Source organism: uncultured Winogradskyella sp. (assembly GCF_947498005.1).
Taxonomy (GTDB): Bacteria; Bacteroidota; Bacteroidia; order Flavobacteriales; family Flavobacteriaceae; genus Winogradskyella.
Genome location: NZ_CANMIW010000001.1, coordinates 385656 through 401829, shown reverse-complemented (window position 1 = coordinate 401829; position 16174 = coordinate 385656). Strand labels below are relative to the sequence as shown.

Here is a 16174-nt window from a genome sequence, read left to right as displayed (position 1 = left end):
TTTTTTTATTCTAATTATTTAAAGACTAAACACTAACAATAGCAGATTACACAACATGAGCGATGCTTTAAAACATGAATGCGGAATTGCACTCATTAGACTTTTAAAACCTTTAGAATATTATAAAGAAAAGTATGGAAGTGCTTTTTATGGTGTTAATAAAATGTATTTAATGATGGAAAAACAGCACAACCGTGGACAAGATGGTGCTGGTTTTGCAAGTATTAAATTAGACACAAAACCTGGCGAGCGTTATATTAGTCGTGTACGCTCTATTGCGCAACAACCGATTCAAGACATTTTTGCCCAAATTAATGAACGCATTAATGATGAATTGACAAAAAATCCTGAATATCAAGATAATGTAGATTTACAAAAAAAGCATATTCCATATATAGGTGAAGTATTATTAGGTCATGTACGCTATGGTACATTTGGTAAAAACAGTGTAGAAAGTGTTCATCCATTTCTAAGACAAAACAACTGGATGCATAGAAACCTTATTGTTGCTGGTAACTTTAACATGACAAATGTTAATGAGTTATTTGATAACTTAATTGATTTAGGTCAGCATCCTAAAGAGAAAGCAGACACCATTACTGTAATGGAAAAGATTGGCCATTTTTTAGATGATGCTGTTTCAAAAATTTACCGAGATCTTAAAAAGGAAGGTTACAATAAAAACGAATGTTCTCCTTTGATTGCAGAACGTTTAAAGGTAAGTAAAATTCTAAAACGAGCAGCAAAAAACTGGGATGGTGGTTACGCTATGGCAGGTTTATTAGGTCATGGTGATTCTTTTGTTTTAAGAGATCCTGCTGGTATAAGACCTGCATACTATTATAAAGACGATGAAGTTGTTGTTGTAGCATCTGAGCGTCCTGTAATTCAAACGGTATTTAATGTTCCTTTTGATGCTGTTAAAGAATTAGATCCAGGACATGCCATTATTACTAAAAAATCTGGAGCAACTAAGATTAAAAAAATATTAGAACCGTTAGAGCGCAAAGCCTGCTCCTTTGAGCGTATATATTTCTCTAGAGGTAGTGATGCTGAAATTTATCAAGAACGTAAAAAACTAGGTCGCTTACTAATGCCAAAAGTTCTTGACGCCATTGATAACGACACCAAAAATACCGTTTTCTCATACATTCCCAATACTGCTGAAACTTCGTTTTTTGGTATGATAGAAAGTGTAGAAGATCACCTCAACGAAAAGAAAACAAAATCCATTTTAAATGGTGGAGGGAAATTATCTGCAGAAAAAGTAACTGAGATTTTATCTGAATTCCCAAGAATTGAGAAAATAGCCATAAAAGATGTAAAACTGAGAACGTTTATTACTGAAGATAGTAGTAGAGACGATTTAGTAGCACACGTCTATGACGTTACCTATGGGGTAATAAAACCAAATGACAACTTAGTTATTATTGACGATAGTATTGTTAGAGGAACTACGCTTAAGAAAAGTATTATTAAAATGATGGATAGGTTAAATCCTAAAAAGATTGTTGTGGTATCTTCTGCACCTCAAATTCGCTATCCAGATTGTTATGGTATTGATATGGCTAACTTAGAATCATTAATTGCCTTTAGAGCAGCGTTAGAGTTGCTAAAAGACAATAATCAATATAATATTATTGATGACGTTTATAAAAAATGTATTCGTCAAATCAATTTAAAAGATGTTGAAGTAATAAATTACGTAAAGGAGGTTTATGACAATTTTACTGACGAACAAATCTCTGATAAAATTTCAGAATTATTAGGTGACGAATCTATAAATGCAGATGTAAAAATTATTTTTCAACCTGTTGATAACTTACACAAAGCATGTCCTAAAAATTTGGGAGATTGGTACTTTACAGGCGATTACCCAACACCTGGAGGTAATAGAGTTGTTAACAGAGCTTTTATCAATTTTTATGAAGGAAATAAAGAAAGAGCGTACTAAATAGCAGTCTGAATAAGCATTTTAACCGAAAAAAACGACATTATATCCAAAAAAAATGCATTTCATCCAATATTTAGGTTCGTTTTAACAAATAAAATATACATTGGTACCACCATAACATAAGTAGGTTAAGTTCATGGTAGATTTGGGGCAAAAAAAGGTGAACTTCGTTCACCTTTTTTTATGGACTAATTTTAAAGTCTAAATTTCTTAAACCCCTCTATTTTTCACTTATCAGCAAACAAAGCATAAGCATTCCACGCTTAGACTAATATATAGGTCGTTTATCCAAAAAATTGATTGCATAGGTATTGTCCTCTTATATTTGATTCACCATAACATAAGTAGGTTAAGTTTATGGTAGATTTGGGGCAAAAAGGGTGAACATCTGTTCGCCCTTTTTCATACCCAATTCCCAATTAAAATTATTTTTGAGCATAAAAAAAACCGAGTCTTATAAGACTCGGTTTTTTTATATAATACCTTTAACTTACTTAGCTTCAGCATATCGTCTTTCAACTTCATTCCAGTTGATTACATTAAAAAATGCTTCAATATAATCTGGTCTTCTGTTTTGGTAATTTAAATAATAAGCATGCTCCCAAACATCTAATCCTAATATAGGAGTACCCTCGCAAGTAACACCTGGCATTAATGGATTATCTTGGTTTGGTGTAGAACAAACTTCTACTTTCCCTCCTTTATGCACACACAACCAAGCCCAACCAGAACCAAATTGCGTAGCTGCAGCTTTAGAAAAAGCATCTTTAAACGCATCAAAAGAACCAAATTCTGCTTCAATAGCATCTTTTAATTCTCCAGACAAACGCCCTTTTCCTTCAGGATTCATAACTTCCCAAAATAATGAGTGATTATAAAAACCACCACCATTATTTCTTACACCTCCATTACTCATATCTAGGTTTCCAAGGATATCCTCAATTGATTTCCCCTCAAGATCAGTTCCTTCAATTGCGGCATTTAATTTATTTGTGTAGCCTTGGTGATGTTTAGAATAGTGAATCTCCATTGTACGAGCATCAATATTTGGTTCTAAAGCATCATAAGCATATTTTAATTTCGGTAGTTCGAAAGCCATAATAATTATATTTTTTATTGATTAATAATTTCTTTGATCTCAAATTTACAATTTTGTGCGTGATTTTCTCTTAATAAACTATTAAGATTCCCTATTTTGGTATAAAAATTTTCTCTTGCATAATTCAACTTACAAAATATACGATGCATCAGCAGGTAGTGGCAAAACATATACCTTAGCTAAAGCCTATATAAAAATACTTGTTCAGGCTAAAAACAACAATCAATTTAAATCTATTTTGGCCATTACATTTACCAACAAAGCCGTTGGCGAAATGAAAGAGCGAATTATTGATATGCTAAGGTCTTTTTCATTAGAGGAAAGCTTATCAAATCCGCATCCTATGTTTGATGCAATTTGCAAAGAATTAGACATTAAGCCTGAATATTTACAAAAAAAATCTAAGAACATTCTAAAACACATCATCCATAATTATGGAGCATTTGACATTTCTACTATTGATGGTTTTACACATAGAGTAATTAGAACATTTGCTCACGATTTAAATTTACCTATAAACTTTGAAGTAGAACTTGACCAAGATAGGCTTCTCAACGAAGCGGTAGATAGTTTGATTTCTAAAGCAGGAAACGACAAAACGTTAACCCAAGTATTAGTCGACTTTGCAATTGAAAAAGCAGATGATGATAAGAGCTGGGATATCAGTTATGATTTTAATAAAATTTCGAAACTTTTAGTTAATGAGAATGATCTTTCTGCAATTAAAACTTTTAAAAACAAAACACTTGAAGATTTTAAAAATCTAAAGCAACAATTATCTAAAGAGATTCTTCAAATTGAAGAAAATATCATAAGTAAAGCAAGTTCAGCATTAACTCTTATCGAAGAATCAGGATTACAATTCAACGATTTTAGCAGCAGCTATCTTCCTAAATATTTTGAAAAATTAAGTAATAAGAATTTTGAAGTTGGTTTTGAAACCGCTTGGCAAAATAATTTAATAGAAGGACATACCATATACCCAAAACGCGTATCTGATGATGTAGCTTCAACTATAGAAAGTATTCAACCGCAATTGGCTAAAGATTTTATCTCCTCAAAAGCTTCAATTTTTGAATTAAAGCTTAAAAAGGGATTCTATAAAAACATTACACCGCTTTCAGTATTAAATGCTATAAAAAAAGAGTTAGATATTTTAAAATCGGATCAGAATAAAATGTTGATTTCAGAATTCAACACTATTATAAGTGAAGAAATAAAAACACAGCCTACACCCTTTATTTATGAACGTTTAGGTGAAAAATTCAAACATTATTTTATTGATGAGTTTCAAGACACCTCTAAAATGCAATGGGAAAATTTAGTACCTTTATTAGATAATGCACTTTCTGCAGCTAATGGTGACGCAATGCTCGTTGGTGACGCCAAACAAGCCATTTATAGATGGAGAGGTGGTGATGCAGAACAGTTTATAAAACTAGGTAACAAAATTAGTAATCCTTTTCAAATTGAGCCAGAGGTATTGTCTTTAGAGACCAATTATAGAAGCTCAAAAGCCGTAATTGAATTTAATAATTCTTTTTTTGATTATTTAAGCACTACGGCATTTAGTGAAGTTACCTACGCTGATTTATTTAAAAAGGCAAAACAAAACACTCACAATTCTTCTGAAGGTTACGTAAGCCTGAATTTTTTAGATCCAGAAAAAGAAGATGACATTAATGAGTTATATGCCATAGAAGTTTTAGCAACTATAAACGAATGTTTGGCTAACGGATTTCCATTAAATGATATTTGTGTTTTGGTTAGAAAACGAAAAGAAGGTGTTGCAATTGCGAATTACTTAAATGAAAAAGGCATTAAAATTACATCTTCGGAAACGTTATTATTAAAAAATTCTGACAAGGTTAATTTTATTAATTCATTTTTAAAATTATTAATTCAACCTACAAATGATAGCTTAAAAATTGAAGTCCTTTCATATTTGGCTGAGCAGCTTCATATTGAAGATAAACACCAATTTTTCACTTCGTACATTAAGGGAAGTCTGGATGATATGTTTTTAGAATTAAAACAGCTAGATATCTATATTGATAAAAACCAATGTCTCCAATTGCCTTTATATGAATTGGTAGAGCATATTGTAAGATGCTTTAATCTTAATATAGACTCTGATGCTTACCTTCAGTTTTACTTAGATGTTGTATTAGAATTCACTCAAAAACAAAATGCAGATATTGCTGGTTTTATTAATTATTTTGAAAACAAAGCAGAAAAACTAAGCGTTGTTACACCAGAGAATATGAATGCTGTTGAGATAATGACCATTCATAAGTCTAAAGGATTAGAATTCCCTGTTGTTATTTTTCCGTTTGCTGATCTTAATATATATAGGGAATTAGAACCAAAGGTTTGGTTTCCGGTTGAAGCTCAAAACTATAATGGTTTTGATACCTTATTACTCAACTATAATAAAGACGTAGAGCACTTTGGAGAAATAGGAACAGAGATTTATAGTGTACACCAATCGCAATTAGAATTAGACAACCTCAATTTGCTCTATGTGGTTTTAACAAGAGCCGTTGAGCAATTATATATTATTTCTAAAAAGGATATAAGCTCTAAAGGTATAATTAATAAAGACACTTATGCTGGTCAGTTTATTTACTTTCTAATTAGCGATAATAAATGGAATGACAATCAATTAGAATACAGTTATGGAACCTTAAAACCTAACGAAGATGTTTCAAAAAAGAACGGTACGTCCATTCCTCTTAAATTAATTTCGGTTCCTAAAGAGGATCATAACCTAAAAATTGTTACCAAATCTGGATTGCTCTGGGACACCCAACAAGAATCTGCCATTGAACGCGGTAACTTGGTGCATTTAATTTTATCGAAAATAATAACTATTGGCGACATTGATTCTGCATTTAAAGATTTGTTGATCTCTGGCGATATTACCACTAAGAATAGCGAATCATTAAAAAAATTAGTTTTAGAAGTTTTAAACCACCCTAAATTAGAAACATACTATAAAGACGATTTTAAAACCTACAACGAGCGCGACATCATTACAAATACTGGTCAACTTTTAAGACCAGACCGATTAAATATCAATTCGAAAAATGAAGCTATAATTATAGATTACAAAACTGGTGATGCTAAAGAATCTCATTCATATCAACTTAACAATTATGAAGCGGTTTTAAATGGAATGCAACTCCATGTAACACAAATATTATTGGTGTATATAAATGATACAGTTGAAGTTCTAGAAGTCTAATTATTCATAGTACCTTTGCAAAACAATCAAAATTTACAGTCATGTACGGAAACATAAAAAATCATTTACAAGAAGAAATAGAATCTATAAAAGAAGCTGGCCTTTTCAAAGAAGAGCGCATAATAACGTCTCCTCAAGGTGCCGAAATCACTTTAAACACGGGACAAAAAGTTTTAAACTTTTGTGCTAACAATTATTTAGGCTTGTCATCGCATCCAGAAGTTATTCAAGCGGCAAAAGACACTATGGATACACACGGATTTGGTATGTCTTCAGTTCGTTTTATTTGTGGCACACAAGATATACACAAAGAATTAGAACAAAAAATAGCCGATTTCTACGGCACAGAAGACACCATATTATACGCAGCTGCTTTTGATGCTAATGGTGGCGTTTTTGAACCGCTTTTAACCAAGGAAGATGCTATTATTTCAGATTCTTTAAATCACGCTTCAATCATTGATGGTGTCAGATTATGTAAAGCAGCAAGATATCGTTACCAAAATAATGATATGGCAGATTTAGAAACACAGTTAATTGAAGCTAACGCTAATGGTGCACGTTTCAAAATCATTGTAACTGATGGTGTATTTTCAATGGATGGCTTAGTAGCACCTTTAGACAAAATCTGTGATTTAGCAGATAAGTATGATGCCATGGTAATGATTGATGAATGCCACGCAACAGGTTTTATTGGAGAATCTGGTATAGGAACTTTAGAAGAAAAAGGTGTTTTAGGCAGAATAGATATTATTACCGGAACATTAGGTAAAGCGATGGGTGGCGCAATGGGTGGTTATACCACCGCTAAAAAAGAAATTGTAGAATTGTTACGTCAACGCTCTAGACCTTACTTGTTCTCAAATTCTTTAGCACCAGCTATTGTTGGTGCTTCAATTAAAGTTTTTGACATGTTAAAGAATGACACCTCCTTAAGGGATAAAGTAGATTGGAATACCAAATACTTTAAAAAAGGAATGAAAGAAGCAGGTTTTGATATTGTAGATGGAGATTCTGCTATTGTTCCAGTAATGTTATATGATGCAAAATTATCTCAAAATATGGCAAATATGTTATTAGAAGAAGGTATCTACGTTATAGGTTTCTTCTACCCTGTGGTTCCAAAAGATAAAGCAAGAATAAGAGTACAACTATCAGCGGCTCATAACCAAGAACAACTTGACAAAGCCATCTCCGCATTCATTAAAGTTGGGAAAGCATTGAATGTTATCTGATATACTAAATATATTATCTCAAACGAGTAAAATTAGGGTTATGAACGTAATAATTTTATACTTTTGTCTTTGTTAATAACATTTAACAACTTACTTTTGCATACAATTAACACTTAAAATTTAAATTAATTACAATATGAAAAATCTTAGCAGATTATTTTTTGTTGCCGTGCTTATTGCAAGTTTTAGCACTTCTAATGCTCAAGACAAGAACAATCCATGGTCTATTACAGTCGGAGCTAACGCTGTTGACTTTTATCCAGTTGGAGAAGATACTCCACAAGGAGATTATTTTGACGAGTACTTTAACGCAGAAGATCATTGGAACGTATTTCCATCTCTTTCTACGATTGCAGTTTCAAGATACCTTAGTGATGGGTTCACATTCACAGCTACAGGTTCTTTAAATAAAATTGATAAAGTAGGATCTAACGTTGACGCATTTTCTGGAGCAGAATCAACAAATAGAGTTGATGACTTAAGTTATTATGCTTTAGATGGTAGAGTATCATATAGTTTAATGGAAGTAATTAACTCTAAAGTTATCGACCCTTACGTTGGTATTGGTGGTGGTTACACTTGGTTAGACGATTCTGGTGCAGGTACATTAAACGGTTCTTTAGGACTTAAATTTTGGCTTACTGAGCAAATTGGTATCGATGTACAATCTACTTACAAGCATGCTTTTGAAGATAACATGAAAAAGCATTTCCAACATTCAGTTGGTGTATCATTTAAATTTGGTGGTACTGATACTGATGGCGACGGTATTTATGACAAAGACGATGCTTGTCCAGAAGAAGCTGGATTAGAAATCTTTAATGGTTGTCCTGATTCTGATAATGACGGTATCCAAGATTCTAAAGATGACTGTCCTAACACTGCTGGTTTAGCAGAATTTAATGGATGTCCTGATGCTGATGGTGATGGTGTAATGGATAAGGATGATAAATGTCCTAATGTAGCTGGTTTAAAAACTTTAGCTGGTTGTCCAGATGCTGATGGTGACGGTGTTGCTGATGGTTCTGATAACTGTCCTAACGAAGCAGGTCCTGCTGCTAATAACGGATGTCCTTGGCCTGATACTGATGGTGATGGTATCTTAGATAAAGATGATAAATGTCCTAGCGAAGCTGGTACAGCTGCCAATAACGGTTGTCCTGAAGTTAAGCCAACTGAAGAAGTAATGAATACTTTAAATGAGTATGCAAGAACAATCTTATTCCAGTCAGGTAAAGCTAGTTTCCAGAAATCAACTGATCAAGTATTACAAGCAATGACAGCTATCTTAAAAGAATACCCAAGAGCAGATTTCTCTATCGAAGGTCATACAGATAGTCAAGGTTCATCTTCAAGTAACCAAGCGTTATCAGAAAGAAGAGCAAATGCAGTTAGAGATTATTTAATTTCTAATGGTATTGCAGCTGATAGATTAACAGCAGCTGGTTTTGGTGAGTCTACTCCAATTGCTAACAATAGAACAGCAGCTGGTAGAAAAGAAAACAGACGTGTAGAAGTGAAGTTGAAAAACTAATCACAAATTACATTCTAAAATAAAGTTGAAAAACGCTCCGAAGTTCGGAGCGTTTTTTATTTTTATAAAATGATTGGTTTTATAAAATCCGTATTAATAGATCTTAAACAAAAAGAGTTAAATCTAGAAGATTTAAATTTTATCCTTCCCAGTAAACGTGCTGGTGTTTTTCTTAAACATCATTTATCTACGCTAATAGATCAACCTATTTTTGCACCACAAATCGTCAGTATTGAAGAATTTGTAGAAGACTTATCTGGTCTACAAAATTTACCAAATACAGACTTATTATTTAGACTCTACGAAACGTATATAAAAATTACACCTAAAAACGAACAAGAAACATTCGATTCTTTTTCTAAATGGGCTCAAATCTTATTACAAGACTTTAATGAGATAGATCGTTACCTTATACCACACGAGCATATCTTTGATTACTTAAAAGACATTCAAGAGCTTAATCACTGGTCGTTAGAAACTAACCCAACAGAATTAGTGAAGAATCACTTAAAGTTCTGGAAACAGCTTAAAAACTATTATATAGCCTTTGTAGAAAACCTTTTAAAAATTAAACAAGGTTATCAAGGACTAATTTATAGAACGGCCGTAAAAAACCTAGATTCCTATATTGAAAGCTCTAATAAAACTCATGTATTTTTAGGATTCAACGCTCTCAATACAGCTGAATCTACAATTATACAAAGTTTATTAAAAAATACAACCTCTCATATCTATTGGGATATTGACAAGGCTTTTATAAATGATAACATCCATGATGCAGGTTGGTTTACGAGACAACATAAAAATCAATGGAATTACTTTGAAACTCATCCGTTTAATTGGACTACCTCTCATTATTCTGAAGTAAAAAACATTCAGGCCATCGGAATCCCAAAACTTGTTGGCCAAGCAAAATATATAGGTCAAATATTAGAGGACATCACACAAAAAGACAATAATTTATCAAAAATAGCCGTAGTTTTAGGCGAAGAGCAATTATTATTACCAGTTCTTAACTCTATTCCCAGTAACATTAAAAAACTAAATGTTACTATGGGTTTACCGTTAGAGTTTGTGCCTTTAGCTTCTTTATTTCAGCTATTATTTTCGGCCCACAAAAACAACTTAAAGCAGTTTTATTTCAAAGATGTGATTAGTATTCTATCGCATCCAACTGTTTATCCATTGTTTGAAACTGAAACGGGTAACATTTCAAGTAAGATTGTACTTCATATTCAACAGCAAAATTTAGTTTATTTAACAGTTACCGAATTAAAAAATATAGATAATTCACATTCCGAATATTTAGACTTACTTTTTAAAACTTGGAATAATTCACCAAATATTGCATTAAATCATTGTCTAGAACTGATTTTAAAAATGAAATCGTATTACAACGATGACAAACAAAAATTTAGTCTTGAGTTAGAATATTTATACCGTTTTAATACCTTATTCAATCAGATTAAGGAAGTCAATAATACGTATCAATATCTCAATTCCATTGTAGCATTACAATCCATTTATAAAGAACTATTAAGTTCAGAAACTTTAGATTTTAAAGGCGAACCGTTAGAAGGGCTTCAAATTATGGGAATGTTAGAGTCTCGAGTTCTAGATTTTGAAACTGTTATCATCAGCTCTGTGAATGAAGGCATTTTACCATCGGGAAAAACTAATAATTCCTTTATTCCGTTTGACGTTAAAACAGAAAATAATCTACCAACCTTTAAAGAAAAAGATGCCGTTTACACCTATCACTTCTACCGACTACTACAACGTGCAAAAAACGTTTACATTTTATATAATACAGAAGTAGATGCACTAAAAGGTGGCGAAAAAAGTAGGTTCATTACCCAATTAGATATTGAAGGGATTCATGACGTTCAGCACAAAATAGTTTCCCCAGAAGTACCAATTGTAGAGCAAAAGTTACAAGAAATAATAAAGACACCTGCCGTTATAGAGCAAATAAAAGTTTTATCTAACAAAGGTTATTCGCCATCCTCATTAACCAATTACATACGTAATCCTATAGATTTCTATTACGATAAAATATTAGGTATTAAAGAATTTGACGAGGTAGAAGAAAACATTGCAGCCAACACTTTGGGTTCAGTAATACATAATTCTTTAGAAGATTTTTACAAACCAATTGAAGGTTCTGTTCTTACCTTAGAGCATCTTAAAATGTTTAAGAGCCAAGTTAAAGCGATGGTTACAAAACACTTTGAAACGCTTTATAATAAAGGTGGATTTTCAACCGGAAAAAACCTCATCATTTTTGAAATTGCCCAACGTTACATCACTAATTTCCTAAATAAAGAAATTGAAAGTGTAAAACAAGGCCACGAAATAAAGATACTCTCCATTGAAGCCGATGAACATATAGAAATTAAAATTGAAGGTTTAGATTTTCCTGTTAAACTTAGAGGAAAAGTAGATAGAGTTGATAGCTTTAATGGTCTTACACGAGTTATAGATTACAAGTCTGGTAAAGTGACTCAAAATAAAGTAGAAGTTGTTGACTGGGAAGATTTAACCACAGATTATGATAAATACAGTAAGTCTTTTCAAGTGTTGTGCTACGCATATATGATGAAACAACAAAACCGCATTGAATTACCAATTAATGCTGGCATAATTTCATTTAAAAATTTAAATGAAGGTTTCTTAAAATTTGGAAAAAAGCCATCATCAAATTCGCGATCTAAAGATCAACTTATCACTCAAGAGACTTTAGATAATTTTGAAATTGAACTAAAAAAATTGATTCTTGAAATATGTAATCCTGAGATTAATTTCATTGAAAAAGAACTCGACTAATGAAAATCGATAAGAACATAATTCTAGAAAGAGACAACAAAAAACCAATATTAATTGATACTTTTTATTCTGAAAACATAGAAAATCAATCTGTTGTTATTTTTAGTCATGGTTATAAAGGATTTAAAGATTGGGGAGCTTGGGATCTTATGTCTGAAACTTTAGCTAAAGCTGGATTCTGTTTTATTAAATTCAACTTTTCTCATAATGGTGGTACTATGGACAATCCCATAGATTTTCCTGATTTGGAAGCTTTTGGAAATAACAATTATACTAAGGAGTTAGACGATTTAGATGCGGTTATAACCTGGACTCAAGATTATTTCAAAAGCAACTCTAATATCAATATCCAAAACATTTCGCTTATTGGTCATAGTCGTGGTGGTGGAATTACAATCTTAAAAGCCTCAGAAGACCATAGAATTACCAAACTCATAACCTTAGCAAGCGTGTGTGACTTTGGCAAACGCACTGCAACTATTGGTGATTTAGACTCATGGAAAAAAGAAGGTGTTAAGTATGTTTTAAATGGAAGAACTAAACAACAAATGCCACATTTCTATCAGTTTTTTGAAGATTTTAAAGCCAACGAAGAACGCCTTCATATTGAATCTGCAGAGAGACGTTTAAACATACCACATTTAATTATTCATGGCTCTGATGATACTTCCGTAAAAATTGATGAAGCCGAAGCTTTACATCAATGGAATCCTAATAGCGAATACAAAATAATTGATAACGCAGACCATGTGTTTAACACTAAACATCCTTGGAATAAAAGCGAGCTTTCTAATGAATTGAATGCTGTTGTAGACCAAGTAATTGATTTTATAAAAAGGTAAACTTGTCTGTTTACTTCAATCCACTCAACACTAAAACAGGCATTTTAGTACTATGGAAGTCTTTCTTTAAAATGGTATTTTTTTCCCAAAGCTTCTTAAAGAATCCTCGCTTACGCCTAACCACACATAATAAATCTGGGTTATTTTCTTTATGATGTTCCAAAAAGGCCATAAAAGTTGTTGGACTATCTGCATATTTAGTTGATGAGACAAGAGACTGTAACTCATCATTAACATCAAAATCGTGTTTTTTATGATGTGGTGTTTTTACTAAAAGTAAAGTGACAGCAGCATTAAATTGAGCTTTTATCGAAGCCAATGGATAAAGCACATTGTCTTTTTTTATAATTGCCGATTTTAAAGCTATCAATAACTTTTCAAATGGTTTAAACGTATAGCCTTCTGGCACAATCAAAGCCGGAATCTGCGTTTGCTTTATAATTTTTCCAGACGTCTTCCCTAAATAAACTTCATCTTTTATTGAATTAGTTCTTGGCTCAAGAATTATTAAATCTACCTTCAATGCATCACAAACTTTTTCTAAGGTATCAATTAATTTTCCCTTAAAAGTTCTAATAATCACATCAACACCTTTAGTGTCAATAGAGGATACATGTGTTTCTAAAAAAGATTTAGATTCAGCCTCTAAAATAGGATCTATTTTAATCATTGTGCCAGCCTTAGTATAAACATTATATATTTGAACTACATATACTTTTGCACCAAATGCTTTAGCAAAATCTACGGCATACTGTAAATGCGATTGTGCATTTTTTGAAGACCCAACAGGAACTAATATCGTTTTCATCTGAAATAATTTTAAACAAAAATAAACATTAAAAATGATTCGTAAAGCACATGAAAAAGATATAGATTCTATTTTGTTACTAACAAAAGCTTGTGCTAAAGCTATGATAGCAAATCACATTTACCAATGGAACAGTCATTATCCAACTAAATTCGCATTTCAAAATGATATTAATCGAAAGGAACTTTATGTATTAGAAATTAATGGTAAAGTCAATGGAACTATTGTTATTTCTACATATATGGATGCAGAATATGAATCAATAAAATGGATAACTTCAAACCAAAACAACATTTATATTCATCGTTTGGCTGTACACCCAAAATATCAAGGTAATGGTTATGCTCAACAACTAATGAGTTATGCAGAACAATTTGCCATAGAAAACAACTATACCTCTATAAGATTAGACACCTTTTCACAGAACAAAAGAAACCAAAAGTTTTACGAACTTCGCGGGTATAAACGATTAGGTGATATACACTTCCCAAAACAGAGTGAATTCCCCTTCCATTGTTACGAATTGATATTGTGAGCAGATCTATAACTTTAAAACAGATAAATACATTAGCTGTTCCTGCAATTATTGCTGGAATTTCTGAACCTATTCTGTCGTTAACCGATTTGGCTATAATTCGCAACATGGAATTTAATGCCACAGAATCTTTAGCCGCTATTGGTATTGTGAGTACATTTATGTCTATGCTCATTTGGGTTTTAGGACAAGCACGCAGTTCTATTTCTTCTATCATTTCTCAATATTTAGGTGCAGGAAATGTAGAAGCCGTTAAAAACTTACCAGCACAAGCTATATTTGTTATTACAAGTTTAAGTCTTATAATTATTGCTGTTTCTTTTCCTTTAGCATCTCAAATATTTAAGCTTTACAACGCTTCAGGAAGCATTTTAGAATTTTGCATTGATTATTATCAAATTCGTGTATTTGGATTTCCTTTTACACTTTTTACTATTGCTGTTTTTGGGACGTTTAGAGGTCTTCAAAACACTTACTACCCAATGTTGATTGCTATTTCTGGTGCTATTTCAAATATTATTCTAGACTTTGTTTTAGTTTACGGAATTCAAGATTTTATTCCTGCATTGCATATTGAAGGTGCTGCTTATGCGAGCGTTATTGCTCAAATAATTATGGCTGTACTTTCTGCGTATTACTTGCTTAAAAAAACGAATATTCCATTATTGGTTTCATTTCCATTTAATCACGAAATGAAACGTTTTACACTAATGATTCTAAATTTATTTGTAAGAACACTGGCTTTAAATGCCGCTTTATATTTTGGGACAAGTTTTGCCACCAAATATGGCGAAAGTTACATTGCAGCCTATACTATTGCCATAAACCTCTGGTTTTTTGGTGCGTTTCTTATTGATGGTTATGCTAGCGCTGGTAATATTTTATCAGGTAAACTATATGGTGCTAAAAATTATAAAACACTAATTGAATTAAGCAATAAACTCATTAAATATGGTATTATTGTTGGCTTATTTATAGGATTAATTGGTGCTCTATTTTATTATCCTTTGGGTCGTTTATTCAGTAACGATGAATACGTTTTAAAAGAATTCTACAATATATTTTGGATTATTCTAGCCATGCAACCCTTATGTGCTTTGGCATTTATTTTTGATGGTGTTTTTAAAGGTCTTGGTAAAATGAAATATTTAAGAAACGTGTTGCTATTCTCAACATTAGTTATATTTATTCCTGTTATATATTGGACAGATGCTCAAAACTATAAACTTACTGGCATTTTTATAGCATTTACACTTTGGATGATAGCTCGTGGTTTACCCTTAATCATAAAATTTAGGAAAACATTCAAAAGCCTTGCTCAAAACACTTAAATTTGTTCGAGAAATTAAATTTCTATAAATGAGTTTTCTAATTGCCTTAATTCAAAACACCAAAATAGACGAAAAACTGAAGCAGGCGCCAGATGACAATTACAGTATTGGCGTTTTTATTGGCACGCTATTACCTTTTGTGGTTTTAGTTATTATAGCTTTTGTCATTTATAGATATAACAAAAACAGATATAAAGATAATTAATATGGATATTCTTAACTTTTTAGGCGGAAACGGCTTGTTTTTAGTCCTAGGATTGGTGCTAATAATTGTATATTTCTATAACCGTAATAAAAGACGATAATGAGTAAAATTCGTATAACAAAACAGTTTTCATTTGAAGCAGGTCATGCGCTTTATGGTTATGATGGTAAATGTAAAAACCTGCATGGTCATAGTTATCATTTATTTGTTACCGTAATTGGTGAACCTATTATTGATCATTCTAATGTGAAATTTGGAATGGTAATAGATTTTGGTGATCTTAAAAAGATTGTAAATAAAGAAATCATTGACGTTTTTGATCACTCAATGATTTTTAATAAAAATACACCACATTTAAACTTAGCAAAAGAACTTAAGAATCAAGAACATCATATTATACTCGTAGATTATCAACCTACAACAGAGATGATGGTCATTGATTTTGCTGAAAAAATAAAGAAACACTTACCAGAGAACATAGCATTACATTCTTTAAAACTGTCTGAAACATCAACGAGTTTTGCTGAATGGTACGCTTCGGATAATGAATAAAACTCA

The 16174-nt window shown here is 31.9% G+C and carries 12 protein-coding genes; 10 read left to right on the top strand and 2 right to left on the bottom strand.

Annotated elements, in window-relative coordinates; genetic code table 11:
- The first annotated feature begins 55 nt into the window (after positions 1-55).
- Entirely contained in the window at positions 56-1954 is a 1899-nt protein-coding gene (locus Q0891_RS01775; protein WP_299098345.1) for an amidophosphoribosyltransferase, read from the top strand.
- A 490-nt stretch (positions 1955-2444) separates the two neighbouring features.
- Here the strand turns inward: Q0891_RS01775 and Q0891_RS01770 are convergent, their stop codons facing one another.
- Positions 2445-3053, bottom strand: a complete 609-nt coding sequence (locus Q0891_RS01770) for a superoxide dismutase (RefSeq protein ID WP_299098344.1) — start codon at positions 3051-3053, stop codon at positions 2445-2447.
- A 115-nt stretch (positions 3054-3168) separates the two neighbouring features.
- Here Q0891_RS01770 and Q0891_RS01765 point away from each other — a divergent pair, with 115 nt between their 5' ends.
- The 5 genes from Q0891_RS01765 to Q0891_RS01745 all read left to right on the top strand — a co-directional run bounded on the left by Q0891_RS01765 (position 3169) and on the right by Q0891_RS01745 (position 12737).
- Positions 3169-6300, top strand: a complete 3132-nt coding sequence (locus Q0891_RS01765; RefSeq protein ID WP_299098343.1) for an exodeoxyribonuclease V subunit beta — start codon at positions 3169-3171, stop codon at positions 6298-6300.
- A 41-nt stretch (positions 6301-6341) separates the two neighbouring features.
- Positions 6342-7535 (top strand): glycine C-acetyltransferase, encoded by a 1194-nt coding sequence (gene kbl, locus Q0891_RS01760; RefSeq protein WP_299098342.1) that lies wholly within the window; start codon positions 6342-6344, stop codon positions 7533-7535.
- A gap of 136 nt (positions 7536-7671) precedes the next feature.
- Positions 7672-9069 carry an OmpA family protein gene (locus Q0891_RS01755; protein WP_299098341.1) on the top strand — a complete coding sequence of 466 codons (1398 nt, stop codon included), beginning with the start codon at positions 7672-7674 and terminating at the stop codon, positions 9067-9069.
- Positions 9070-9138: 69 nt separating this feature from the next.
- The gene (locus tag Q0891_RS01750; protein ID WP_299098340.1) at positions 9139-11895 is read left to right on the top strand and encodes a PD-(D/E)XK nuclease family protein; all 2757 of its coding nucleotides are present in this window, start codon (positions 9139-9141) and stop codon (positions 11893-11895) included.
- The gene (locus Q0891_RS01745; protein ID WP_299098339.1) at positions 11895-12737 is read left to right on the top strand and encodes an alpha/beta hydrolase; all 843 of its coding nucleotides are present in this window, start codon (positions 11895-11897) and stop codon (positions 12735-12737) included. The genes Q0891_RS01750 and Q0891_RS01745 overlap by 1 nt, the downstream gene beginning before the upstream one ends.
- A gap of 10 nt (positions 12738-12747) precedes the next feature.
- Here the strand turns inward: Q0891_RS01745 and Q0891_RS01740 are convergent, their stop codons facing one another.
- A complete protein-coding gene (locus Q0891_RS01740; protein WP_299098338.1) occupies positions 12748-13545 on the bottom strand; it encodes a universal stress protein in 798 nt (265 codons plus the stop codon).
- 34 nt (positions 13546-13579) lie between these two features.
- Here Q0891_RS01740 and Q0891_RS01735 point away from each other — a divergent pair, with 34 nt between their 5' ends.
- The 4 genes from Q0891_RS01735 to Q0891_RS01720 all read left to right on the top strand — a co-directional run bounded on the left by Q0891_RS01735 (position 13580) and on the right by Q0891_RS01720 (position 16168).
- On the top strand, positions 13580-14080 hold the full coding sequence (locus Q0891_RS01735; protein WP_299098337.1) for a GNAT family N-acetyltransferase: 501 nt from the start codon (positions 13580-13582) through the stop codon (positions 14078-14080).
- Entirely contained in the window at positions 14077-15411 is a 1335-nt protein-coding gene (locus tag Q0891_RS01730) for an MATE family efflux transporter (RefSeq protein ID WP_299098336.1), read from the top strand. Before Q0891_RS01735 ends, Q0891_RS01730 begins: the two co-directional genes overlap by 4 nt.
- Before the next feature lie 28 nt (positions 15412-15439).
- Positions 15440-15616 carry a hypothetical protein gene (locus Q0891_RS01725; protein ID WP_299098335.1) on the top strand — a complete coding sequence of 59 codons (177 nt, stop codon included), beginning with the start codon at positions 15440-15442 and terminating at the stop codon, positions 15614-15616.
- Between the two features lie 99 nt (positions 15617-15715).
- Positions 15716-16168, top strand: coding sequence for a 6-carboxytetrahydropterin synthase (locus Q0891_RS01720; RefSeq protein ID WP_299098334.1), 453 nt, complete (start codon positions 15716-15718; stop codon positions 16166-16168).
- Positions 16169-16174 lie beyond the last annotated feature (6 nt).